The following is a 26,085-nucleotide window of genomic DNA, read 5'->3' on the forward strand; positions in this document are numbered from 1 at the left end:
AAAGGGATGAAAAACGAAAGACTTTTTTTGACTGGAAAAATCAATGAGAAAAACGAAAATGGATGCAAAGATAGATGGAATAAGGGGTTCAGGGATTTGGAGGGAGTGGGGGAAAGCGAAAGAGATTTTTTTGCGGATACACTAATGAAAATAATATTGGAAAGGAAAAATAAAATGAACTATATATTGAAGGATACTAGCAAAATGAACGGATTTACCGATATGAGAGTGATTTTTCACGCACTTGATGGGATACAAAAAAATTATAATTGGTTAATAACAGATATAGAGTATTATCCTGAAGTAGAAGAAATAAAAGAAGGAACTTTTATCTCTGGAGACGAGCTAACAAAGCTTGTTAACCAAGAAGACATACAATTTATTTGGGCAGTATTTACGGGTTTTGAGAAAGATATTAAATTAGATATTAATAATTTAGAAGTTGTACCATATATAAAAGACCATTATGATTTTTGGGCCAATGTAAGTATTCAGCATCCGCAGGCTATGTTGGAGATCGATTGTTGTGATAGTAGCTATGTCACGCTTTTAAGTAAGGATGAACTTGCTTCCCAGAAATTCGGCAAATATTTCAATGAAGCAATTGAATTAGTATAAGGTACAAAATGATAAGATAATAGGTGAAATATGTGGTAAATAATAAAAGTGGTAAGAAAATATAACAAAATAGTATGAAAAGATAAGAGCCTTTAATTTAGAGTAGAGTTCAATAAAAAAAATATTGAATTCGCAGAAATATAAAGTCTCTTTTTTATTTGCTTAAAAATCAAATTCTGATATGAGGGTAAAGATGGCAAAGTAAAATTACAGAGGATAAATTCATCAATTGAAAGTAGTGTCCGTTGTTATATTTAACCAATACACTTGTAACTTTAATTTTGAAAAACTCACGATAAATATAACAATTCCGCATATGTATTCCTTGTGTATAAATCTTTATAGTTCGACAAAATGCAAGAAAATAAGACAGAGGAATTGTGTGAAAAATGTAGAATTGTTGTAAAATCATGCTAGAAGCTTGTTTTGGTAAATAAATATAGAGAGATTAATAAATTAAGAAAGCTTGAACACGGGGAATCAGCCGATAGAAAAGTAAATTATTAGAGACTGACGTTATTTATTATGCTATAAAGCTTAGCAAGGGGGATATAAAATGTTATTAAAAGCTGTTAAAAATTCAATATTGAGTATAGGAAAGTTAATTACCAATCCCATTTTTATTAAGGACTTTGATGATGAAAACAAAATCGTTTTTGGACTGGAGAAATTGAAAGAATCAATTAATGACGAAGATGTTTTAAAAAAATTAATAAAGATATTGGTTACCTAAAGTCAGGGTATATTGGTGAAAAAAATGTATATTATGAATTAAAAAATTCATTTTTACCAATTGTTTGCTTACATAATTTACATATAAAACACGAGAATTATGAGGCACAAATTGATTTTTTGATAGTTACAAATAAATTTATTTGTATATTGGAGACAAAAAAATTAAGTGGCGATATATTGGTTAATGATAATGGTGATTTTATTCGACAAATTAAAAACTCAGAGGGAAATATAATAAAAAAAGAAGGAATATATAGTCCGATAACTCAGAATGAAAGACATGTTAGAATTGTTAAAGATTTATTGATGAAAAATAATATGATTAAAAACTGTCCAGTTATTTCAATGGTAGTTATGGCAGATCCTAAAAACATTGTTAACACTAGATATGCACCACAAAATGTCAAATATAAATTAATTAAATACGATCAACTTACTAGAAAATTAAGAAATCTACTTAGGGCATACAAAAATGTTGGTATGCCTTATCAAACAATTATGGATATAGCAGAGTTCCTGAAGGACAGGAATACAGATAAAAAACAGCATTATATATTATCAAAATATAATTCCTTAGTTACTAAAGAAGAAAATGAAAGTTACCTTACTTCCAAATTCCAAAAAGGAGTTAAAGTAATTGATAATAAAGAACAACTAACTATTGATTTAAAAGAATTTAGACTAAATAGATCAAGACAGGAAAAGATAAAACCCTATTATATTTTCAATAACAAGCAAATGGAAGACTTAATAAAGAGAATGCCTAAAACTAAAGAAGAATTACTTAAAGTTTCAGGATTTGGACCTGTTAAAACTGAAAAATATGGAGATGAGATTATTAGTATAATCTTGAGATATTAGAAAATTAAGAGGCTGAAATTTGTATTGAATTATTGATATGAAATAAAACGTAGTAATATTGTAGAAATACTGTAATTTTGAAATTATCGACAGCTACAATTAGGAAAATACGATTTTATATATAATATAAATTATAGGAGAGAATGCGTATGAAAACATCAGAGATTATAGATTATTTCATAGAATATGAGGGTCACAATATTATAAATAGCATCAGAAAAATCAAATCTAAACTTGACTTAAAAAATGATGAACTAACTAATTTAACAGCAGTTAGGAAAGTTATTTTAGATCAAAAGTATCAAAAAATATGCTCAATGATAGACTTTGAGTTAAAAAAGTTAGAGAAGGAAGAGAAAAAAACTATTTTTAGAATGGTGGCGAATTTAGTTTATAATAAAACTAATAAGTCATCTGAAGATATAAAAAAGGGAATTGGAGATGTTCTTGAAATAATTTATACATACAAAGCTGCTCATATTGAGAAGCAAAAAGAAGATATATATGAATTGATTACAAGGAAAGAGTTCCTATTAATGTATCCTGTATATAACTTTGGATCATCAATAATTCCATTGTGTACCTATCGTTGTTTCTTACAGAGTAATAGGATAAATATTATAGAATATGCATTCACAGAGGAATTGCTATTAGCGGTTATTGGATATGATAAGGATATTGATGCATATTTTGGTGGGAAAAAAGATAAGGAACAATTTTTTCGATCAATAAATAGTTATGACAACAACAGCATTAGTCATTTAACAGAGATTATTCTTGAAGAAATATATAATAAGATTCCGGAGTCAAAAATAATGTTAGGATTGAAACAACAGCAACATTTTAAGGTTGCAATAGATGGAAGTGTAACAGGTTATATTGCACCATTTAAAGAAGAACTGATGCTAGTAAAACATAATCTTAAAACGAAAGAGTCTGCATTATTAAATAACTACTTAAGTAATAAAGCATCTCGAGAATATAAAACATCCATGTCCAGTACTTCACATTATGGGAGTTATCCATTTGGAATTGACTATGTTAAAGGAATGCTCCCAAAGTATGGAGTAAATGAAAAGCAATGGTCAATACTTGATAGAAGTAATGATAGCAATATATTGGCAGTAACAGGACCACCTGGGACCGGAAAAACTACTGTGCTAAAAGAGGTTATTGCAGACAATTTAGTAAAAAAAACAAAGGATATGATTGATAGGTGGGATGATGATTGGGAAAAGCTCGAGAGTGGTGTCTACCAATCACCTTTTGGAGGTAAAAATAATTATTCTATCATTATAAGTTCTACAAATAATGATGCAGTAAATAATTTGGGAGATGAACTATCAGAAGAAATAAAACTGTTTAATGTAAGTGAATTAAGCAAAGTAAAAAGCACTTTTTGTGCAAAACTTGGGAAACTTAACAATGTTAATACTTTTATAGAGGAGTGTTTCACACCTTTTAAAAGCAAACTAAATGAAATCAAAGAATATCAGGATAATCCATCCATAAGAGTTGAATTTTTAGAGATATATAATGAAATTGAGAAATTCAATGAAAAAGTAGTATTGTTTGATAATGCTAAAGATAAACTTGATGGTATAGGAGTTTGCGTGTTTAACTATAGAAGTGTAAATAAAAAGCTTGCTGAATTGGAAGGGGCATGTAGACAGCTTAATAAAGATATTAGTATAAACATGTCAGACATAAAATCTCTTAAAGAAAAAATAGATAAAGATCGACATGAGATTGTTAAAGATAAAAAAAGGATAGGTACCTTAGATCATGAATTAGGAAATTTTAAAATAAGGCAAGAAGAAATCGATAACATGAGAAAAATACCAATATTGGGTAAAATATATTCGATATTTATAAAAAAAGAAATTACTCAACTAGAACTAAAATCTAGAAGTACTAAAAAAGAGCTTGAAGGCTATAAAGATTCTGTTACATTTTTATCGGAATTAATAACAAAAAACAAAAATGAAATAAATGGAATTAAGCAAAAGGTTACAAAATTAGAGTCTTCTTATAAAAAAAATGAGTCGGATATTGAAGTGATAAATGGATATTTATCTAAATATACAGAATTAGAAAATCTCATTTATAATTATAATATTGATTTAGATGTTAATGAATCAAGATTTAAAGTTTGTAATTGTGAGATATTAAGAATTAAACGGAGTCGACTGTTTCAATTAGCACTATTGATTAACGAATCCTATATTCTTAAGAATAGGAAACAAGTTCTTGAAAATCTAAATACCATCCATAAAAATTCAAAAGCAAAGTTATTTAGTAAATGCTATAGAAGTACATATACATATAGTAAAACTGTTGAAAAGAATCTTAAAGCATTATGGGAAGTATTCTGCTTGTGTTTTCCAGTAATAACAACGACTTTACATTCTCTTGAGAGAAATAAAATTCATATGGTCAATGGTCTATTTGATTTACTTTTAATAGATGAAGCTGGTCAGGTGATGCCCCATTATTTAGTTGGACCACTATATAGATCACGTAGAGCAATTATAGTAGGAGATATATTACAACTTGAACCAGTAAGAAAACAATTATATCCACAGGTATTTGAAAAATATGAAGAAAAATATGAATTGAAGGATATATATAATTTAGATGTATATAGTGCTCAAAGCTTTGCAAATATTGCCACTGACTATTATGAATTACTGGATCATCAAAAAATAGGTATTCTTCTTGAGGAACATAGGCGGTGTGAAAAGAATATTGCAATGTTTTCTAACAATCATGTTTATCATAATAGGATGAAGATAGTTAAAAATAATAAAGAAAAAGAATTCTTTGGCACTAATCTAACCTTTATTGATGTTAAGGGTCTTAACAATAACTATACGAACAATGCAGAGGTGAATATTTGTAAAGCTATTGTATCTGAATTACAAACGATTGATTCAAATAGCCAAATAGGAATAATAACTCCATATAAAAAACAAAAGATACTATTATCAAATCATATTAAAAATCCAAATGTTCAATGTGGTACCGTTTATGGATTTCAGGGAAGGGGTAAAGATATAATAATTATAAGTCTTGTAGTAAGTTCCATAAGGGATAAAAGAGGATTAAACTTTATTGGTGCCGAGCCAAATTTCTTAAATGTAGCATTAACGAGAGCTAAAAGTCAGTTAATCATTGTTGGAAACTATGATATTTTGAGTGGCAGTAATTATTTATTAAAGCTAAAGGAAACACTTAAAAGTTATGGTAAAGTATATTCATTTTTTAATGGTACTCTACAGATGGATATGAAGGTATATCAACAGATGAAGAAAATCATGTCTTATAGTTTGACAAAGAATGAAGAATATAGACGGATTTTCGGAAACTTTGAAGCTGTGAATGGTCTATTATCTAATGATGCACATTATAGATTACTTAACAGCTTATTTAAAACAGCAGAAAGTATAGAAGTTTGTAGTCCCTGGATAACAAGGGTTGTTGCCAAAGACAACTTTATTGAAAATATTGAGAAATATGTAAAAAAAGGAAAGAAATATAAAGTGTTTTTTGGTAATAAAAAGTCCACATATAATCTTTCATCTAGAGAAGAGATAAAGAAAATTGTAGAGAAAGATTCACGATATGCGACCACTGACCCCAAAATTGACGATGAGGTGGAGATGATCATGTCAATTCAAAGAGCAATTGGTAAGGATTTAGTTTACAAACCACCAATGCATATAAAAGTTCTAATTATAAATAATCGTTATTTGGTTATTGGATCCCATAATTGGTTATGCAAAAATGGATTGGGATATAATAGCCCAGATGAATTAAGTTGTATTGTTGAAGATGAAAGTATGATAGCTTATATACGTAATGAAGTAATGAAATAAACCAAATTATTAACAACTATTTTTTATACATAAGCACGACGTTTAATTTTTCCTTGTACATCACTAAAAAAAGAATGGAGGAAATATAATGGAAGATATCAATGAGATTTTAAAAAGAAGAATAGTATATGAAGTTGATAATATGAAGGATGTTAGAGTATATAAAAATATTGCATATAAAAATGTTGCTGATAAAAAATTGAATATGGATATTTATATACCAAAGGGAATTAGTATGGGTTTTAAATATCCAGCTGTTATTTTAGTACATGGAGATGGCCCTGCTGAAATATTAGAAAATATCAAGGATTCAGGACAATATGTTTCATTGGGACAATTAATAGCTGCATCGGGATTAATTGCCATTACATTTAATCATAGATCTTCCTATGAACTTACGAAAATGGAGGATGTAGCAACTGATATAGAAGATTCAATTAATTACATAAAAGAAAATGCAGAAAAATTCAATATCAATAAAGATGAATTAGGACTTTGGGCAATTTCTGCAGGAGTACCCTATGGAATTTCTGTTGCTTTAAGAAATAGACAACCATATATAAAATGTTTGGTTAGTTATTACGGTTATTTAGATTTACAACATAGAAAAGAAGAAATTTCAGAGGATGTTACAATTGAACAATTAAAAGAGTTTTCACCAGTTAATTATTTAAAAGAAATTAAAAATGAAATCCCACCTTTATTTATTGCTAGAGCGGGATTAGATCATCCTGTAATTAACAAATCAATTGATAATTTTATTCGCGAATTGTTAAATAAAAATATTGACTTTAATTTATATAATCATTCAAAGGGAGAACATGGATTTGATTTAATGAATGATAATGTAAGGACATATGAAATAATTAGGAGAACAATAGAGTTTCTAAAGGAACATCTTAGAATAGAGTAGCTCTTCCCTAAGAAGTAATTCATTATTTTATAAGGGGGAATTTATAACGCAAGAACTTACGAGTGAAAAGAAATTTAGAAAGATCATAGATGAATTGAGTGAGAGATAGAGGGGTGTACAACTTAACTTATACATGGACAAATATGTGATGTTTCTGGGTGTTTTTGGCTTGTATAAATTAAAGTTTTAACTGGAATTTCTATATGATATAATTTCTTTATTTAAAAATAAATAGTGTAAACATATTAGTTAAAACATAAAGTAAGTATGAGAAAAATCGGGAGGATATTATGAAGAAATTTTCTAAGAATTTATTCAAGATATTTGGAATTTTGATAGGGTTTATAGCTATATATCTTCTATTTATGACGCTAACAGATTATCGACCAAAGGATATTATTTCATTAAAAATAGAGAATAATAATGAGGAAATTGTGCAAAAGGATTTAGAAATATCAATCTTAAGCTTTAATATAGGTTATTGCGGCATGGATAAAGGAAGAGATTTTTTTATGGATGGGGGAAAGGGATCTAGATCCATAAGTGAAGAAAAAACATTAGATAACCTATTTTCTATAACGGAATTTATTAAAAAAGCCAATACCTCAATTGTCTTCTTACAGGAAGTAGACATAGATTCAACTAGAAGCTTTCATGTTGATGAATATGCATATCTAACAGAAAATCTTTCGGATTATAGCTCAACCTTTGCATTGAATTTTAAAGTGCCTTGGATACCAGTTCCTATACATAATCCCCACGGAAGCGTAAAATCAGGATTAGCTACTTATTCTACATATAAAATTGAAGAAGCTAATAGGTATCAATATCCAGGTGAATATGGATGGCCAAAACAGTTGGCAATGCTTGATAGGTGCTTCGTTGAAAGTAGAATTAAAGTGGATAATGATAGGGAGCTTGTCTTAGTAAACTCACATCTTTCCGTCTTTGATGATGGTGGGGAAATAAGAAAACAGCAATTAGAATTTTTAAAGAATTATATAACAAAGGAATATGGAAAAGGCAATTATATAGTTGTAGGTGGGGACTGGAATCATGTAATACAAGGAACTGACCCCTATGTTTTTAAATGTAAACAAAAATGGCCAGAATGGCTTATGAAAATTCCAAAAGACTTTACTCCAAAGGGTTTTATATGGGCATCGGATGCTAAAGTACCTAGTAATAGAACTGTAGATATACCATATGAAAAGGGAGTAAATTTTTTATCTGTGATTGATGGGTTTTTAGTTTCACCTAATATAGAAGTGAAAAGTGTTAAGGGCTATGATTTAGGATTTGAGTATTCAGATCATAATCCTACCATTATGGAGCTTATTTTGAAATAAGGGCTATTCATTAAACGAGTATATGAAGTAAGGAATTACTTAGATGAGAATTGGAATAAAAAAATTAGCTTGTCAGAAATTGCACTACTTCATAATATTAATATAACATATTTAAAAGATATATTTAAAGTTTGCTTTGATATTTCGCCCCGTAAGTATGTAATAAAAACACGGCTTAACAAGTCAAAAGAATTACTAGAAAATAGGAACTTGAAAATAATTGAGATTGCAAGTATGTGCGGATTTTCTTCAGCCAGTAGATATTCAGAAAGCTTTAAAAATACTTTTGGATATCTACCTTCTCAATATCGAAAAAATTCTAAAACAAATAGTTGACAAAAAATACACAAATTAGTTTCGGCTAAAATGTGTATTTTTTTTTCTGTTTCGTTGTATAAATGATAATTTATATCATTTACAATTCATAAAACTAGAGAAGATACCTTTCTTCTACAGAGTATTAAAGAAAATTATTACCCACAGTTTGCTTAAAGGTGGAAACTGGGAGGCGGAACTAATTCATGCCGACAACAAGCGTTTCACTTTCCATGTATATAAGTGTCTGTGGCATGATGCTACAGTAGAAAACGGATGTCCTGAGTTATGCAGAGTTTTCTGTGAATGCGATGATATCAATTTTGATGTATTTTCAAAGGTGAAATTTTCTCGCCAAGGGGCCCTTGGAATGGAAGCCAATAAATGTGATTTTACTTTTAAGAAGGTTCGGTGATAAATTCCAAAAAAATTTTAGGTAAATATAGTTAAGGTAACTTAACTTTCCTATATTTATCTAAAAAAATAAAAAGCTAAGAAATTGCAGGATGTGAGAGGAATTTTTTATGCAAATAGATGCCTACTGCCATGAAAATGCCTAAAAATGCCACATGTTGACATGAAAAGTAAATCTTGTTATACTCTTGCCATAGCCAAGCATCGTAGGATAAAAAAACACATGATGTAAAGGCTACCTTTCTATAGATATATGTTAGTTTTATATAACACAGCTGGTTAAATTGATATCATCATAATGGAAATATTTCTATGAAAAAAGAAATTCAATAAGTTAAATCTGGATTCAGTATTTTATTAAAATAAAAGTTAGATAATTCTAACAAAAGGAGAAATTTATGTTAAGAGTAATATATATAGTTTTAGGATTTATATGTTTTGGGCTTGGGGCTATAGGGACTATTTTACCTGTGCTGCCAACGGTTCCTTTTTTGTTGCTGGCATCATTTTGTTTCATGCGTGGGTCAGAGAGGTTTAATAACTGGTTTCTATCAACACGCTTATATAAAAAACATCTTGAAAGTTTTTCGAAATCACGCTCTATGACTCTTAAAACCAAAATATCTATTCTTGGATTTGCTTCATTAATGCTCATTATGGCATTTATATTTTCAGCAAATACATATGCAAGGATACTTATTGGTGCTGTGTTTATTCTCAAGTATTATTACTTTATTTTTAAAATCGAAACAATAAAGGGGGGCTATGTAGACGATGGTAAACAAAAGGCTAATCGGACTGTTAGGTGAGTCAAAAAAATATATAGCCCTACATGTGTTTATAAATTGGATAAGCCTATTATCTAATATTTTGATCGTTGTTTATGTTTCAATATTACTCCAACGGGCCTTAAATAATGAAATTGCTGTGGGAAATATTTTAACGGCATCAGCAATTATCCTAGCAGCATTAGTTATCAGATTTATATGTAATTATAATTTATCTACCCTGTCATACAAATTATCCACAGAGGTAAAAAGAGATTTACGGACAAACATATACAAAAAACTCTTTAAAATTGGTACTGCATATTCTCAAAGGGTTTCTACGTCGGAGACCATACAGGTTGCAGTTGAAGGGGTGGAACAACTGGAAGCGTATTTTGGAAAGTTTTTACCACAGCTGTTTTACAGTATTTTAGCCCCTGCCACATTATTTGCTGTTTTGTCATTTATAAGTATTAAGGCATCGGTGGTACTCTTGATCTGTGTCCCTCTAATACCAGCTGTAATCATTATAATTCAGCGGTTTGCAAAGAAGATGATGGGTAAATATTGGGGAGATTATATAAATCTTGGAGAGACTTTCTTAGAAAATTTGCAGGGGCTTACAACACTGAAGATTTATGGGACTGATAAAGTTAAAAATGATGAAATGAATCGTGCTGCCGAGGGTTTTCGTAGGATTACTATGAAGGTTTTAACCATGCAGCTGAATTCAATAGCGGTTATGGATTTGATAGCCTTTGGAGGTACTGCCCTGGGAGTTATTGTATCCGTGCTTCAGTTTGTACAGGGAGAAATAGAATTCTCAGGAGCTATTTCTATTATCCTTTTATCTGCTGAATTTTTTATACCACTTAGACTTCTTGGCTCGTTTTTTCATGTGGCTATGAATGGGATTGCTGCAAGTGGTAAAATTTTTCGCATAATGGATTTAGAAGAGGAAACTGTGAAAACAGAGATCATAGAAAATGCACATATAAAGATAAGCAATTTGGATTTTAGTTATGATGGATCAAAACGGATACTTAAAGGAATTTCTATTGACGTCCCAAGGGGAGGCTTTATTTCAATCGTAGGAGAATCGGGGTCAGGTAAAAGTACAGTTGCTTCTCTAATAACGGGTCAGATCAAAGGATATAAAGGAAGCTTGATGATAGGTGGAAGTGAAATAAGAGAGATTAAAGAAGATAGCGTTATGAGACATATCACTGCTATAGGACATAACAGCTATATATTTAAGGGAACGATACAGGATAATCTAAGAATGGGTAACCCCCATGCAAGTAAGGTAGAGATGATTAGTGCGTTAAAGCGGGCGAATCTTTATGAGTTCTTTTCATGGAAGGAAGGGCTTTCTAAGGAACTTGAGGAAAGGGGAGCCAATTTATCGGGAGGACAGCGTCAGAGGCTTGCTTTAGCAAGGGCACTCCTTCATGATAGTGATATATATATTTTTGATGAAGCTACATCAAATATTGATGTAGAAAGTGAAGATAGTATTATGAAGACAATATTGGCCCTTGCAGGTAAAAAAACCGTAATACTAATTTCCCATAGACTAGCAAATGTCGAAAAATCCGACGAAATATATGTGCTTCGTAATGGGGAAATTATAGAGTCGGGTAAGCATATGGATTTAATAAACCGTAAGGGATATTATTCAAAGCTATACTTTACACAATACGATATTGAACAATATGCAAAGGGTGGTGGTATCTATGCATAGAAGCTCGTTTTCCATTATAGGGAGGCTTATTATCCTTATTGGGCCTTTAATGACAGTCATGATAATTGCAATATTAATGGGAGTGCTGGGATTTGTGTGTTCCACGTTTATTACAGTGTTTGGGGGTTTTGCATTATTGAGCGCTAGTGGTACAAATTCTTTTATGGATATACATTCAATTTTAATATCCGTAATAGTTATGGCTTTTCTACGGGGGATACTACGATATGGAGAACAGTTAAGCGGACATTATATTGCTTTTAAATTGCTTGCTATTTTGAGGGATAAGGTATTTAAAGCATTGAGACGCCTCTCTCCTGCAAAGCTTGAAGGAAAAGATAAAGGGAACTTAATATCGCTTATTACAAGTGATATTGAACTTTTGGAGGTGTTTTATGCACATACAATAGCACCTGTTTCAATTGCTATCATAACTTCACTTATTATGGTGATTTTTATTGGTACATATAATATTATTCTGGCAGGGGTTGCTGCTCTTGCGTATTTAACAGTGGGTTTCATTATTCCTACCATAACTTCACCTGCAGGTAGACAACATGGGAGGAAATACAGGGAATCCTTTGGTAGGCTCAGCAGTTATTTATTAGAGAGCCTCCGTGGGATGAAGGAAAGTATACAGTATTGCTGGGAAGAAAAACGTCTGGAGGAAATTGATAGTATTACAGATGAAATGGACCAGAGTCAAAGGTCATTAAAGAGACATGAAGGTATGACAAAAGCTGTCACTGACACAATGATACTGGGATTTTCATTGTGTATTCTTTTTGTAGGATTATATCTTCAATCAAAGGGAGAAATAGGATTTAAAGATGTATTGATACCAACTATTGCACTTTTTAGTTCCTTTGGGCCTGTAGCGGCCCTTAGCAGTTTATCCAACAATCTTCTCCAGGTTTTTGCAAGCGGAGAGAGAGTTTTGGATATTCTTGATGAACATCCTCAGGTTGAAGATGTTACAGAGGGCAAAGATTTGAATTTCCAAGATATAATCTGTGACAAAATAAGCTTTGCCTATCAGGAGGAAAGAATACTCCGAAATGTGAATTTGCATATACCTAAAAATAGTATTACGGGAATAATGGGAAAAACAGGTTCGGGTAAGTCCACATTGCTAAAGCTTATCATGCGGTTTTGGGATGTACAAAGGGGAACAGTAAAAATTTCAGGTGAAGATATAAGAAATATAAACACAAAAACATTGAGAAACCTTTTGAGCTTTGTCACACAGGATACTTTTCTTTTTAATGATACAATTGAGGAAAATATAAGAATGGGTAAAAAGAATGTATCTGAGAAGGATGTAGAGGGGGCAGCAAAAAAAGCTTCTATACATGATTTTATAATGACTCTTCCTAATGGATATAAGACAAATGTTGGAGAGCTTGGAGATAGGCTTTCCGGTGGAGAACGGCAGCGTATAGGGATTGCACGTGCTTTTTTGCATAATGCACCTCTTATGCTTCTTGATGAACCCACAAGCAACCTTGATAGTCTGAATGAAGCCATAGTACTAAAGGCTCTTTATGAACAAAGGGAAAATAGAACGATTATAATTGTATCACATAGAAACTCGACTATGAGTATTGCGGATAGGATTCACCATATGCAAGGGGGGTATATCTCATAATACCCCTTGTCAAGGTCCAGAATTTTCAACAAAAGCTTTTAGCTTCAGGGACTGAGCCCGTGGGTTTATAGTTTTAATCGAAATGATATTAATGGGGGGGACTCGTATATGGTATATGAATTAATAAACAAAAGAGGGGAGTTGGAAGAAATGAACCTTACACCAAAACAACTACAGTATTTATTCTACATTGATTTCTACAGAAAAAGTAATAGACTCATATCGGATTTGGCTGAAAGATTAGGAGTATCAAAGGCTGCTGTATCACAGGTGATCGACATATATGGGACTAACGGTTTAATCAATCGTGATTCATCGGGGAAAATTGTTCTTACCCATGACTCAGAGCTAGTTATAAAGGAAATAAAGAGAAAACATGAAATAATCTTTACCTTTTTTAGTGCAATGAGAAATTTCACAGATGAAATGGCTATAAAATCCGCACTACAGTATATATGCTTCATGCCCTGTGAGAGTGTAGATGGGCTCATACAAAAGATTAAGGAAAATGATGAAATGAGTCGTATACGCTGGGATTTGAATGATAAAAAGAATCGAATAGATTTTCCTTTTAACAATGGAAGTTATCAGGTTAATTTTAATGTGTATAAGAAAGGCTGCCAGGAAATTTCCATGGGGGACAAAGGATTTGTAAAACCGGCAAAAATGGTTGTGATAGATGGAACAGGTACAATTACCCTTACGGCTAAGGAAATACGCTATAAAGGAGAAAGAGGAAAGAATTTTAGGGGTAGACTTTCAAGGTTAAGTTGTCTAATGGATGATGATTATGTACAAATAAAGCGTCAAAAAAATGAATATACTATTCCCCTTCATTATATTAATAAATTAAGTAAAGCACCTGATGGGACACTTTTTGGTACAGTAAGAATACTGGCACAGGCTGGCAAATGTGTCGCAAATATGTCCGCCAGTGAGGCTGATATGGTTTTTAAATTCGTATAAGTTAAAGTTTTTACTAATAAAAAAATTTTTTTTCTTGATAAAATTAAGTTAACTTAACTTTGAATGTTTTTCGTAGAGAAGTGACAAGCCCTTAAATTTCCACGAAAATAGGATGAATTATAAATTACCAATATACAATAAATATATATTCTGCATAAAAATGCCGAAAAATTACCAGTATTGACATTAATAATATATTTTGGTATCTTAGTATCATAGTTAAGCATCAGGAGATTGAAGGAGAGTGATGCGATGGCTATTTTTTTACAACATAATGTTAGAACAGTCTAACAATAGAGAAAGGGGGTAAAAGAATGAAAATGTCTATCAAAAAATCATCAGTGATTATGGTAGTTTTAATGGTACTTTTATCACTGACTGCAGCATATGCTGCTCCTGCTATAGCAAATGGCAACCATTACAGTGATGAATTTTCTATCGCAATCTGGAAAGACGGTCAAACGTTACCTGAAACTAATAGTACTCAGTATTCCATGGCAAATAAAGCGATTGTTGAAAATTCGCAGGAACTAAATGTATCAAATAATGGTGGAAGCCTTACATTTGATATTCAGCCATTTGAGAAGTGGGGTATTAAAGGGTATATGACATCTTTAAAGGTTGATTTTGGTAATGGTTATGTTGATGCAGAATTTTCTGGTGATACAGTAACACTTGCTATACCAGTTTCTGAACTTACAGCAGAGAATCATCTTTATCCTGCAAAGGTAGAAAACAGTGTCGTTGGGATTCCAATGAAAAAAGATATTGAGTTCTACATCGATTTAAGTGATTGCTATTAGTGTTGAGTTGAGAACAGAGCAAAGCTTTATCAAGAATTATGTGGTGTAGATACACCGTTTGTAGTCAAAGAGCTTCAGCAACCGGCCTACTATGCTGGATGCTGAAGTTTTTACTTAAGCAGTATATCTAACTTAGGGATATTGATATAACGTAAATAATTTGTGAACTCATAATTGTTGTAAAAATATAAGAGTATGCAGTAAAAATGTTAAGTTGCATTTTAAATAGATATATCTTTTATTAATGAGAGAGGAGTTGAGAATAAATGAAAAGACTTTATGGAAAAGTTCTAAGTGTTTTTCTGGTATTTGCTATGCTATTAACGTTAATAGTACCAATAACTGTTTATGCTGAAGAGCCGCAGCTTCCTGATAAAGTTGCGCTTTCGAAAGTTTTTGGAAGAGAGATTGGTGAGATGCAAGTAACTGTAGAAGATTCTGTTTATTGCGTCCAAACATCAATATCCGTAGAATCTGGAATGGATTCTGTATCATTAAGCGATTTTGAGAAAAAGGATAAGGATGCCGAATTGAGCTTTTACGGAACAGACTTAAGTGGAGAGCCTCTAGCAAACGGTGAATCTGTAGAACTGGGGGTAGATGAAGATACAACGGTTTATGTAAAAGTTGTAGCAAGTGATGATTTTGTCTCGAGCGAATATACAATTACCATTAGCAGGGCTGAAGGTGAAAATGATAATGAAAACTCAAAGGATGTTCCTGATGTAGTAGAGTCAGAGAATGAAGATGAAAAAAAACCTACTGTAGATAGTTTGTCTGACGAGGCTGAAGGTGAAACTGAAGATGAAAATTCAAAGGGTGTTCCTGATGTAGTAGAGTCGGAAAATCAAGATGAAAGAAAACCTGCTGTAGATAGTTCCTCTAACAAGGCTAAAGGTGAAAAAAATGATGAAAATCCAAATAATATTCCTGGTGAAGTGAAGCTAAAGACGGTGTTAGGAGAAATTCCTACTATAAAGAATGTTGAAAAATCGGGGATAATGAGCAAAGTTGAAGCATCATTATCGGTAGAAAGCGATAAAAACTCGATTTCGGTAAATGATATTATCAAGGAAAATCAAAATGCGACCCTTGTTTTTCACGGTACATCAACAGGAAGTGAAGCAGTGGAAGAAGCAAAACTTGAAGCCGGTAAAACCACAATGATTTATATAAATGTTAATTATAATGTTGGTCAAGTATTTTTGATGGCTCGATATGAAATTGCCGTTACTAGAGAACTTATTCCTAGAGAAGTGAAGCTAAAGACAGTATTAGGAGAAATTCCTACTATAAAGAATGTTGAAAAATCGGGGATAATGAGCAAAGTTGAAGCATCATTATCGGTAGAAAGCGATAAAAACTCGATTTCGGTAAATGATATTATCAAGGAAAATCAAAATGCCACCCTTGTTTTTCACGGTACATCAACAGGAAGTGAAGCAGTGGAAGAAGCAGAACTTGAAGCCGGTAAAACCACAATGATTTATATAAATGTTAATTATAATGTTGGTCAAGTATTTTTGATGGCTCGATATGAAATTGCAATCACTAGAGCTGGGTCAGAAAATGGTGATGAAAATTCAAACAATATTACTGATAAAGTTGAACTTGATACGGTACTGGGGAAAATGCCTATTATAGATAAAGATAATTTGATATATGATGAATCAAATAAAATATATACAATTGCTGCATCATTATCAGTAGGTAGTGAAATTAATTCGGTTTCTTCAACTGACGTTGCTGGATTGGATCAAAATGCTACTATTACCTTTTACGGTACAGACTCATCTTGGCAAACAACAACGGAAGCGGCAGTAAACCTTGCAGCAGGTATGGCTACAACCGTGTATGTAAAAGTTACAGCGGGTGATGAATCTGTATCAAGTAAGTATACAGTTACTATTACCAAGGCTAATACTGGATCGGTTGAAATCACTGAATTTGAAACGATAAAAATATACGGCGGCACCATGAGCGATATAGTTTATAACGATATTGATGATGTAGTCAACTATCTTAATGATAATTATTCCCATATTATGATTCGCGGCACTGGCGATTCTATTCCAGTTAATAGCTGGGTAAATAAGGGGGAATATACTCCGGATACCGAAGGAAATTATACATTCGTCGCTACATTAGGGACTGTTCCTGAGGGATATACCCTTGGTGAAGGTGTAACAGCAACTGCTGTGGTTTCTATCTTTGATGAGAACAAATCGGCAGGCGTTGTGGATTCTGTTTTACAGAAAAAGCTGTGTACTGTTTTAGGCGTTAGTGAGGATCATGACATTACCGTAGCCGACATGATGGGACTGACCGATACTCTGGATTTGAAAAAAAATAGCAGGGATGACATCCAAGATTATTCAGGTCTACGCCATGCTCAAAATATTACTGGTCTAGATCTAAGTAGGAATAAGCTGTCGGGTAGTGCATCTGCTGATAAGGTATCTGACCTAAGCTATCTTAGCAATCTTGAATTATTAAATCTAAGAAGTGTTGAAATGGGAGTGCATTTACCCGATATAGGGGGATTGAAGAATCTTAAGGAATTGAATCTTGGGAGCAACAAATTGACGTTTCTTCCGAATATGACAAACATGACTGGACTTGAGATTCTTGATGTGAGATATAATTCCCAGGAAGGTATTCCTCTAAAAAATATTTCACAAATCAAAGAACTAGTGAAATTGAAAAGTCTAAATATAAGTTCATGCAATTTAGATTTGCTGCCTAATTTAAGTAAACTTGCAGACCTTGAATATTTGAATGCAAGAAGCAATAGTCTTACAACTTTGGATAATAGTGGTATTGAAAAGTTGTCTTCCTTGACCCAGTTTATCGCGGACAAAAATAAATTGAAGGATATTGATCTAAGTGAATACAAGTTGACGAATCTGAACTATCTATCTCTAAACGAGAATGAATTAACTTCCCTTGCGGTTAAAGATTTGCCAGAATTGACAGAGCTTAATGTAAGAGCCAATGCTCTTGGTGATGAAAACGGCCATATAACTTTGCAAGGATTGCCCAAGCTTACTAAGCTTAATCTTGCTTCAAATGGCTTTAAAGCCATGCCTGATATCAGTTCTTTAACTGAGTTGACAACGATTGATATTAGCTCAAATAAGCTTACGGATATCACAGGAAATTTAAGTTCGCTTACTAAGGTAACGGAATTCAATGCTAATTATAATGAAATAACTAGTATTTCAAATATATGTGACATGACTGCATTGGCTAAAATTCAAGTGGAAGATAATAATTTACAGGTATTGCCAGATGGCATCAATAACATAACGGGTTTGAACCAACTAAACCTCAATAAAAATAAACTTTCCCACTTACCAAAGGATTTAAGCGGTCTCAAAAATCTGAAAATATTGAAGCTTAGTAACAACAGCTTTGAGACAGGACCTGATAGTTTTGGACACCTGACAGGGTTGACGGCATTGTATTTAGATCAAAACAATTTAAAAACATTGCCTTCGTCCATGGGTAATCTTAAAAAATTACAGACTATGGATATTTCTTATAACAAATTTTCGGAGTTTCCTGACTGTATATCAAAATTGACGGCTTTAACGGAAATTGATTTAGGAAACAATACATTGGCTGATTTAGATGTTGATTCAGAGAACAATGAGGTTAATTTGAGCAAGCTTGACAATTTAACCTGTGTAAAGCTTAACTATAATCGTATTAGTAAATTACCGAAATGCATGAAGGCTTTATCGAATCTCAATCAACTAGAAATGAAGTCTAATTATATAGCTGAGATACCCAAAAACTATTTGAGCGATATGGACCAACTGGATTGTTTCTTAATCGAATGTAACTATATTGATTTTATCAATGATAAAGATTCAAAAGATGAAATACAAGCTTTTTTGAATGAAGGACATAATGCATCGAACTATAATCAACAAAGAAAGCAATTTGCTACACTTATGACTTTAGATACCAGCGTGGAAACAATTAAATTGAAAGATACCGGAGCGGTATCATACAGTTGTACATTAAAAGCCCCCGTTGGTACCACTTCTATTACCATTACACCTATTGGGGCACGAAGTGAAACTGAAATAACCATGGGAGATATGAAAATAAAAAGTGGAGAGACCTTGACAGTCGATGGTTTAACATCAGGTTCAAATGAGATTATCCTAGTTGCCACCAATAAGATTGATAACAGCACAGTTAATTACAAAATTATAATAGTAGTGGAAGAGGAAGGTTCTGGAGAAATTGATCCAGATAATCTCCCAGACGGTAAATATATTATTGATGTTGATGCAATGAAAGAAGATGATAACTCATACTCCATGACCAACCAGTTTATTACCGAAGTAGCCAAACTTAAGGTTGAAAACGGAGATATTACTGCTACCATGGTGTGGCACGGTACTGGTGAGATAAAAATGTCATGGATAGAGGGCATGTGGTATAGAAACAAAGATGGAGAGTATGTGACACTAATAAGTGACGATGGTAATCCTAATACCCATGGGGTTACTTATACTGACAACGCCGTTCTTGATGTGAAAAATGATGCATTAACAATCACTCTTCCTGTGGAAAGTATTACAAAGGATACATACATGAAGGTCTATGTTCCAAAGGGAATGGGCGAAGACAGACCTGTATTAAGGATAGTATTCAATCTGGCCACCTTGGTTGCTGAGGGTGGGCCGGATCCAAGTAATCCACCAGTTGTGGAAGTAATAGCCCAACAAGGATTGGCTGAGATCACCAGAGATACCATTAAGGATATTGAGGATAAAAAGCAAAATGTAGGGTTGAAATTTGATGATGTGAGTGTGAATATTCCAGCTAAGTATATAGAGAACTATTTCAAAAAAGACATAACTGAAACAGCAAACTTAGAATTTAAAAAGGAAGAAACTTTTAACAAAACACAGTTGGGTATTTTGCGGATAATGTATGGTAAAAATATCCTTGTAGATGCTAAAAATTTGAACCTTAATTTAGTGACTGGTGAAACTCCCGATCCTATAACTAACCTAGGAGGAAATATAAAGGTTGTTATTACCTTGACTGATGAGGAAATTAAGGATATTGAAAATGCCGACAACATGAAGCTGTGTTACTACAATCCTTTGACTGGTAAGCTTGAGGATATAAATGATTCTGTTTTCTTTAACTTAGAGGAAAAGACTGTAACCTTTTATACTAACCACCTTAGTACCTATGTAGTAGTCAATGCAACGGAAGAAGTTAATAATCCTGGCGGAGGGTCAGGAAACACTCCAGAATCACCTACGAATAACCATGGTATGAATGACGGTACATACAGCATAAAAGTATATGCATTGAAGGAAAGCTCCAACAGTGCATCCATGGCAAACCAGTTCTTTACAGAACGGGCGGAGATAAGTGTAGATGGTGATGAGATAGAGGTAACAGTTGCAATGTACGGTACTGCAAGCAGTCCACAAAGTGATGATGGTATACATATGAGCTGTGTTGATAAAGTCCAATATAAAGATAAAAGTGGAGAATGGACAGCTCCTACAACTAAGCTGGATAAAGATGAAGACAGCTTGAGACTTAACTTTGTTGTTCATTCCATCAACAAACCTGTGTATATAAGAGTGTTGGTGCCAGATTATATGGGTCCTAACTATAAGATATTCCGTTTAATATTCAATAAAGACTCCCTGAAAAACGAACATGTTGATTTTGGAAGTTGGGTAGAGGTAAAGAAAGCTGAAGATTTTGTAATTACGGCCAGCGCGGGAGATGGTGGTAAAATAAGTCCAAAGGGAGATAATACCGTTGATAAGAAAAAAAATATCGTCTTTACCATTACGCCAAATGAAGGCCATAAAATAAAGGATGTATTGGTGGATGGTAAATCAGTGGGAGAAGTAAGTACCTACACCTTTGAGCGTGTACAGAATGATCACACTATACATGCCACCTTTGAGAAAAACAATGTAGAGGAAGAACTGACATTTATAGATATAGGGGATCATTGGGCAAAAGAGTATATAAAGATTGTTGCCAAAAAGGGTATATTCACGGGAACTGGCGATGGTCAGTTTAGACCCAATGATGTCGTAACCAGAGGAATGCTTGTAACTGTTCTAGGCAGACTTTATGGTGCAGATATAGAAGAAGATTCGGATTCCGAGTTCTCTGATGTGGATGGGGATAGCTATTACTCAGGATACATAGCATGGGCAGCCGACAATAAAATTGTGAATGGTGTAGGTGAAAATAAATTTGCGCCAGACAGAGCCGTTAGCCGTGAAGAAGTAGCGGTTATATTTGCAAGATATGCAGAATTTGCTGGTATTAAGTTATTACAAGAAGAGGAAACAGAATCACAATCCCAATCACAAGGACTAAAAAATGGTGAATATAAAATAAGTGCAAAGGCACTAATGGAAACCAAAAATTCAGAATCCATGAGTAATCAATTTATAAATGAACCTGCTTCCTTAAATGTAAAGGGTGGAAAGATGAATGTACAGATGATATGGAAGGGTACTAAATATATAACAATGGATATGATTGAAGAATTAAAGTACTTGAATAGTAATGGTGAATTTGTGGAAGTAGATAGAACCTTTGATAAAGAAAGCAATACACTGACCATAAAATTTGAGGTAGAGGATTTAGAGGAGGCAACTATGATGCAGGTATATGTTCCAAAGGGAATGCCTGGAATGCGTCCTAAATTCAGACTTGTGCTTGACAAAAGCTCAATTAAAAAGGTTTCCACCTCACATGTTGAAAGTTCCTTTACTGACATAGATAAGATTAGCTCTTGGGCAAAAGTAAGCGTTGAAAAAGTTAAAAATGCAGGAATAATGCAAGGGAAAAACAATAATATGTTTGATCCAAATAGTACTGCAAAAAGAGCTGAAATTGCCAAGATTCTTGTACAATTAATCAATCAAGGAGAAAATTAATATGATGAAAAAAAATATCTTTAATATTTTAGTCATGCTTGCCGTTATGGCAGGCATGGCGTTAAATGTATGGGCTGTGGACCAAGGTTCATACACTGTTTCAAACAATACCCATTATGTAAATCCCGATACTGAGACAGCAGATGATGGAGGAGATGTATCCACTGGGGAGGGTATGTGTAGAAATACTGTATATCCTCAGTCCTGCTATGAGTTTAAAGACGGAAAGCACTATGTAACATTGCGTATTAAGATGATATCATTTATAGAGAATGTCAGAATAAATGTTCAGACAGAAAAAGGAAATAAAGATTCATATCAAGCCGTTGAATATGAAGTTTCAGGAGAAAATACGGAAGAGAACACAAGGGATTTTCGTTTTGAAATACCAGCATCGGATATACTTATAAAGCCAACTTTTTTTGTGGGACCAATGAACAGAGATGTTACATTTTTTGTTTCTATGGATATGGAAACTGCAAAAAAAGATGAGGGAGAATTTAGTTCCTTCAATAAAGCTGAATCCGTAGAAGAGCCAGTAGAGGAGGCTTCGGAAGAGTCATCAGAAGAATCACTAGAAGAGTCAGCGGATAGTGAGATTAGCATTGTTGAAGAAAATAGTACAATAGAAAAAAATGAAAAGGATATTGAAAGTACTATAGTAGTTGATGATAAAAAAGATAATTCAACCGATGATGTTCCAGAGCCAAGTGATCAATCACAGCCATCACAGGATATAAACCCGGAGGATAATACTATTCCCGTTGAACAAAATACTCAAGGGGATAAAGGAGATTCTGATAGCAGTTCTTCCCTAGACCATGTTGAAGAAGATTCTGCCGCTACCCTTACTCCAACTAATCCTGGAGAAGATAGTGAAGTATTAACCTCTGAAGTGGAGACAAAGTGTGAGAATGTAGAAAATAAGGAGCCGACATCTAATAACAATAATTCTATGGAGTCAAATAAAGAAAAAGATGGGGAAGTTGCAGGAATTTCAGAGTTCAATGAAGAAGGTGTAAAAAAATTACAGGAAAAGGAAAACGACCGTAATCAGTCGAGGCTACCCATTGTAGGTACGGTGGTTATAATTGGGATTGGATCATTATTAGTATATTCTAAAAAAAGGAGTTAAATAATCTCTGTAGATTCAGTACCTTTTTAAACTTCAGAATATCATTTGAGGAAATTGCATAACTCTTACTTGGCTAAGCCTAATATGGGAGTATCATCCTTAATTTGATTACTTAAGATACAAGCATATTTGATGGTATAGCTTTGAGGATTTTAAAACTACATGTAGTAGATGGTTTTTATAGAAGTAATTATGCAATTTGCTCATTTAATTATGACATAGAAATCGGGTGAAAAAATATGAAAAAAATGATTACAATTTTATTATGTATATCTATGATTTTATCTTTTTGTAGCTGCACGGTGAGACCCACAAGTAAAGTGATGTCCGATGAAGAAATTAGACTTATATCTACATCTGTGGCTTTGTGTTATATACTTGATGAATTAGAATTGGATTTAGTAGGTGTTCCCCAGAGTTCATTTGAATTGCCCCACAGGTATGATGATATCACAAGGGTAGGGCTTCCTATGACACCGGATTTAGAAATTATAAAAACCTTAAGACCTACGGAAATTTTAAGCCCAAATTCTCTCCAATATGATTTAAAGCCCCAGTATGAGAGTGTTAAAATACCATCTACCTTCGTAAATCTCATGAGTGTTGAAGGAATGTTCAAAAGTATTCAGCAGCTTGGGGAAAAATATGATAGAAAAGAGAAGGCAGAAGTTTTAATCAATGATCATAATTCTTTTATGGAGGAATATAATAAGAAAACTGGGGGGAGAAAAAAACCTAGAGTCCTAATTTTAATGGGGCTACCCGGTGCATATATGGTTACTACGGAAAAAGCATATGTTGGTAATCTTGTGAAGCTAGCAGGAGGAGAAAATGTATTTGGTAGTGATGAGGGAGCTTTTTTAAACGTAAATACGGAATCAATTTTAGCTACTGATCCGGATATTATATTAAGATGTGCCCATGGACTACCTGAGGAAGCTAAGAAGATGTTTGCCAAGGAGTTTAAGGAAAATGATATATGGAAGCATTTCAGAGCAGTACAAGAAGGAAAGGTATACGACCTCGACTATAATGTTTTTAATATGAGCGCAAGTTTGAGATATAAGGATGGTCTAAATAAATTACAGAAGTTATTATTTGAATAGGAAAGGTGACTATGAAAAATAAATTAGTAATTTTGATTATATTGGCAATAATGGTCTTAGGACTGTTTTTTGTATCTATAAATTTAGGGAGTATAAAAGTTTCTTTTCCCGAGCTTTTAAAGGGATTGTTTGTTGAATACAATGAAAATGTTTCAGTTATTTATGATTTGCGTTTCCCAAGGATAATTATAGCATTATTGTCAGGAGCGGCTTTAGCAGTTTCAGGGGTGTTATTTCAGGCTGTTATGAAAAATCCCTTGGCAGATCCAAGCATTATAGGAATCTCAGCGGGTGCAAATTTTATGGCGGTATTGGTCATGATATTTTTTCCTGTTTTGTATTTCTTTACTCCTATTTTTGCATTCTTGGGAGGAATAATTTCCTGTGTGCTTGTATATACCCTTTCATGGAAATCGGGTCTCAGTCCTCTGCGTCTTATTCTTATAGGGGTTGCAGTAAATGCTGTATTTATAGGGCTTATAGAAGCGTTAAATTATATTACTGGAGGGAAACAAAGTGGAGTTGCTTCTATTATAAATGCGAATATTTCTATGAAAACATGGGATGATGTAAATACTCTGGTATGGTATGTAATAGTTGGTTTGATAGCTGCTGTTCTTGTGGCAGGAAAATGTAATTTACTATGTCTAGAAGAAAAAACAGTAAGAAATTTAGGTGTAAATGTAAATGCCATTCGTTTAATAGTTTCTTGTATAGCTGTTCTACTAGCCAGCATTTCCACAGCAGTTGCAGGCACAATCAGCTTTGTCGGGCTTATAGTTCCACATATAGCAAGAATTCTAGTTGGGTCAAACCATAAAATACTTATACCATTTACCATCTTGCTTGGGAGCTTTACAGTTCTATTTGCCGATACAGTGGGTCGGGTTATTGCTTATCCCTATGAAATACCTCCAGCAGTTGTTATGAATGTTTTAGGTGGCCCCTTCTTTATATTTCTTCTTATAAGGAGTGAGAAAACCTATGGAAATTAGAGAATTATCATTCCAATATGGGAAAAAAGATGTTCTACAGTCCGTATCTGCCCATATAGAGAGAAGAAAAATTACTACTATAATAGGGCCTAACGGCTGTGGCAAATCTACATTGCTCAATTTAATGACAAAGAATCTTAGGCCCTTGAATGGCAGTGTTTTTCTTGAGGATAAAAATATACAAAAAATAGGGCTTAAAGACTTTGCTAGAAAAGTAGCTATTGTCCATCAGTACAATAATGCTCCTAAGGATATCACAGTTAGGAATTTAGTAAGCTATGGAAGAACTCCATATATCACATTTTATAGAAAAAAAACTAGGGAAGATGAGGAAATCATTGACTGGGCCATGAATATAACAAATGTTTATCAATTCAAGGATAAAGCTATTTCTACACTTTCAGGAGGTCAGCGTCAGCGTGCATGGATTGCAATGGCCTTGGCACAGAAAACGGAAATTTTATTTTTAGATGAACCCACAACCCATTTAGATATTCGATATCAGCTCCAGATAATGAATCTAATAAAAAATTTGAATAAAGATTTTAATATGACAATAGTAATGGTACTCCATGACATCAGTCAAGCAATATTTTATAGTGATATGATTATAGGTTTAAAAGACGGGAAGGTAGTAATAAACGGAGAGCCAAAAAAAGTTATTAACAAATCTACATTAAATAAAATATTCAATGTAGATTTAAAAATTATGGAAGAAAATAGCATGAAATATGTATTAACTGTATCGGATAATATATAATTACCTGAGCAAATACAACTTAGCCAATTAAGAGCTACGCAATTTCCTCGCCTAATAATCAAATGGGTACTTTAAATCACAAGTAAGCTGATATTTCAACTGGTACCTTAATAAAAATACCTAGAAAA

16 protein-coding genes are annotated in these 26,085 nt (G+C 33.0%); all 16 read left to right on the forward strand.

Annotated features, from left to right (window positions below; genetic code table 11):
• On the forward strand, positions 1–618 hold a 618-nt coding region (locus N4A68_19935), incomplete at its 5' end, for a hypothetical protein (protein MCT4566571.1).
• A 556-nt stretch (positions 619–1,174) separates the two neighbouring features.
• Positions 1,175–1,351, forward strand: a complete 177-nt coding sequence (locus N4A68_19940; protein MCT4566572.1) for a hypothetical protein — start codon at positions 1,175–1,177, stop codon at positions 1,349–1,351.
• 11 nt (positions 1,352–1,362) lie between these two features.
• A complete protein-coding gene (locus N4A68_19945) occupies positions 1,363–2,214 on the forward strand; it encodes an NERD domain-containing protein (GenBank protein ID MCT4566573.1) in 852 nt (283 codons plus the stop codon).
• A 149-nt stretch (positions 2,215–2,363) separates the two neighbouring features.
• Entirely contained in the window at positions 2,364–6,092 is a 3,729-nt protein-coding gene (locus N4A68_19950; protein MCT4566574.1) for an AAA domain-containing protein, read from the forward strand.
• An 88-nt stretch (positions 6,093–6,180) separates the two neighbouring features.
• Positions 6,181–7,005 (forward strand): prolyl oligopeptidase family serine peptidase, encoded by an 825-nt coding sequence (locus N4A68_19955; protein ID MCT4566575.1) that lies wholly within the window; start codon positions 6,181–6,183, stop codon positions 7,003–7,005.
• A 290-nt stretch (positions 7,006–7,295) separates the two neighbouring features.
• Positions 7,296–8,354 (forward strand): endonuclease/exonuclease/phosphatase family protein, encoded by a 1,059-nt coding sequence (locus N4A68_19960; GenBank protein MCT4566576.1) that lies wholly within the window; start codon positions 7,296–7,298, stop codon positions 8,352–8,354.
• A gap of 1,127 nt (positions 8,355–9,481) precedes the next feature.
• Positions 9,482–9,892, forward strand: coding sequence for a YbaN family protein (locus N4A68_19965; GenBank protein ID MCT4566577.1), 411 nt, complete (start codon positions 9,482–9,484; stop codon positions 9,890–9,892).
• Positions 9,858–11,594 carry an ABC transporter ATP-binding protein/permease gene (locus N4A68_19970; protein ID MCT4566578.1) on the forward strand — a complete coding sequence of 579 codons (1,737 nt, stop codon included), beginning with the start codon at positions 9,858–9,860 and terminating at the stop codon, positions 11,592–11,594. The genes N4A68_19965 and N4A68_19970 overlap by 35 nt, the downstream gene beginning before the upstream one ends.
• Positions 11,587–13,242, forward strand: coding sequence for an ABC transporter ATP-binding protein/permease (locus N4A68_19975; protein MCT4566579.1), 1,656 nt, complete (start codon positions 11,587–11,589; stop codon positions 13,240–13,242). The genes N4A68_19970 and N4A68_19975 overlap by 8 nt, the downstream gene beginning before the upstream one ends.
• Before the next feature lie 108 nt (positions 13,243–13,350).
• Positions 13,351–14,208, forward strand: coding sequence for an NEAT domain-containing protein (locus N4A68_19980; protein ID MCT4566580.1), 858 nt, complete (start codon positions 13,351–13,353; stop codon positions 14,206–14,208).
• Between the two features lie 314 nt (positions 14,209–14,522).
• Positions 14,523–15,011 (forward strand): hypothetical protein, encoded by a 489-nt coding sequence (locus tag N4A68_19985; protein ID MCT4566581.1) that lies wholly within the window; start codon positions 14,523–14,525, stop codon positions 15,009–15,011.
• 266 nt (positions 15,012–15,277) lie between these two features.
• Positions 15,278–21,961 (forward strand): NEAT domain-containing protein, encoded by a 6,684-nt coding sequence (locus N4A68_19990; GenBank protein MCT4566582.1) that lies wholly within the window; start codon positions 15,278–15,280, stop codon positions 21,959–21,961.
• Between the two features lies 1 nt (position 21,962).
• Positions 21,963–23,096, forward strand: a complete 1,134-nt coding sequence (locus N4A68_19995) for a hypothetical protein (GenBank protein MCT4566583.1) — start codon at positions 21,963–21,965, stop codon at positions 23,094–23,096.
• A 239-nt stretch (positions 23,097–23,335) separates the two neighbouring features.
• A complete protein-coding gene (gene isdE / locus N4A68_20000; GenBank protein MCT4566584.1) occupies positions 23,336–24,202 on the forward strand; it encodes a heme ABC transporter substrate-binding protein IsdE in 867 nt (288 codons plus the stop codon).
• A gap of 11 nt (positions 24,203–24,213) precedes the next feature.
• On the forward strand, positions 24,214–25,197 hold the full coding sequence (locus N4A68_20005; GenBank protein MCT4566585.1) for an iron ABC transporter permease: 984 nt from the start codon (positions 24,214–24,216) through the stop codon (positions 25,195–25,197).
• On the forward strand, positions 25,187–25,957 hold the full coding sequence (locus tag N4A68_20010; GenBank protein MCT4566586.1) for an ABC transporter ATP-binding protein: 771 nt from the start codon (positions 25,187–25,189) through the stop codon (positions 25,955–25,957). The genes N4A68_20005 and N4A68_20010 overlap by 11 nt, the downstream gene beginning before the upstream one ends.
• Positions 25,958–26,085 lie beyond the last annotated feature (128 nt).

Origin of the sequence: Maledivibacter sp., from assembly GCA_025210375.1 — a bacterium.
Taxonomy (GTDB): Bacteria; Bacillota; Clostridia; order Peptostreptococcales; family Caminicellaceae; genus JAOASB01.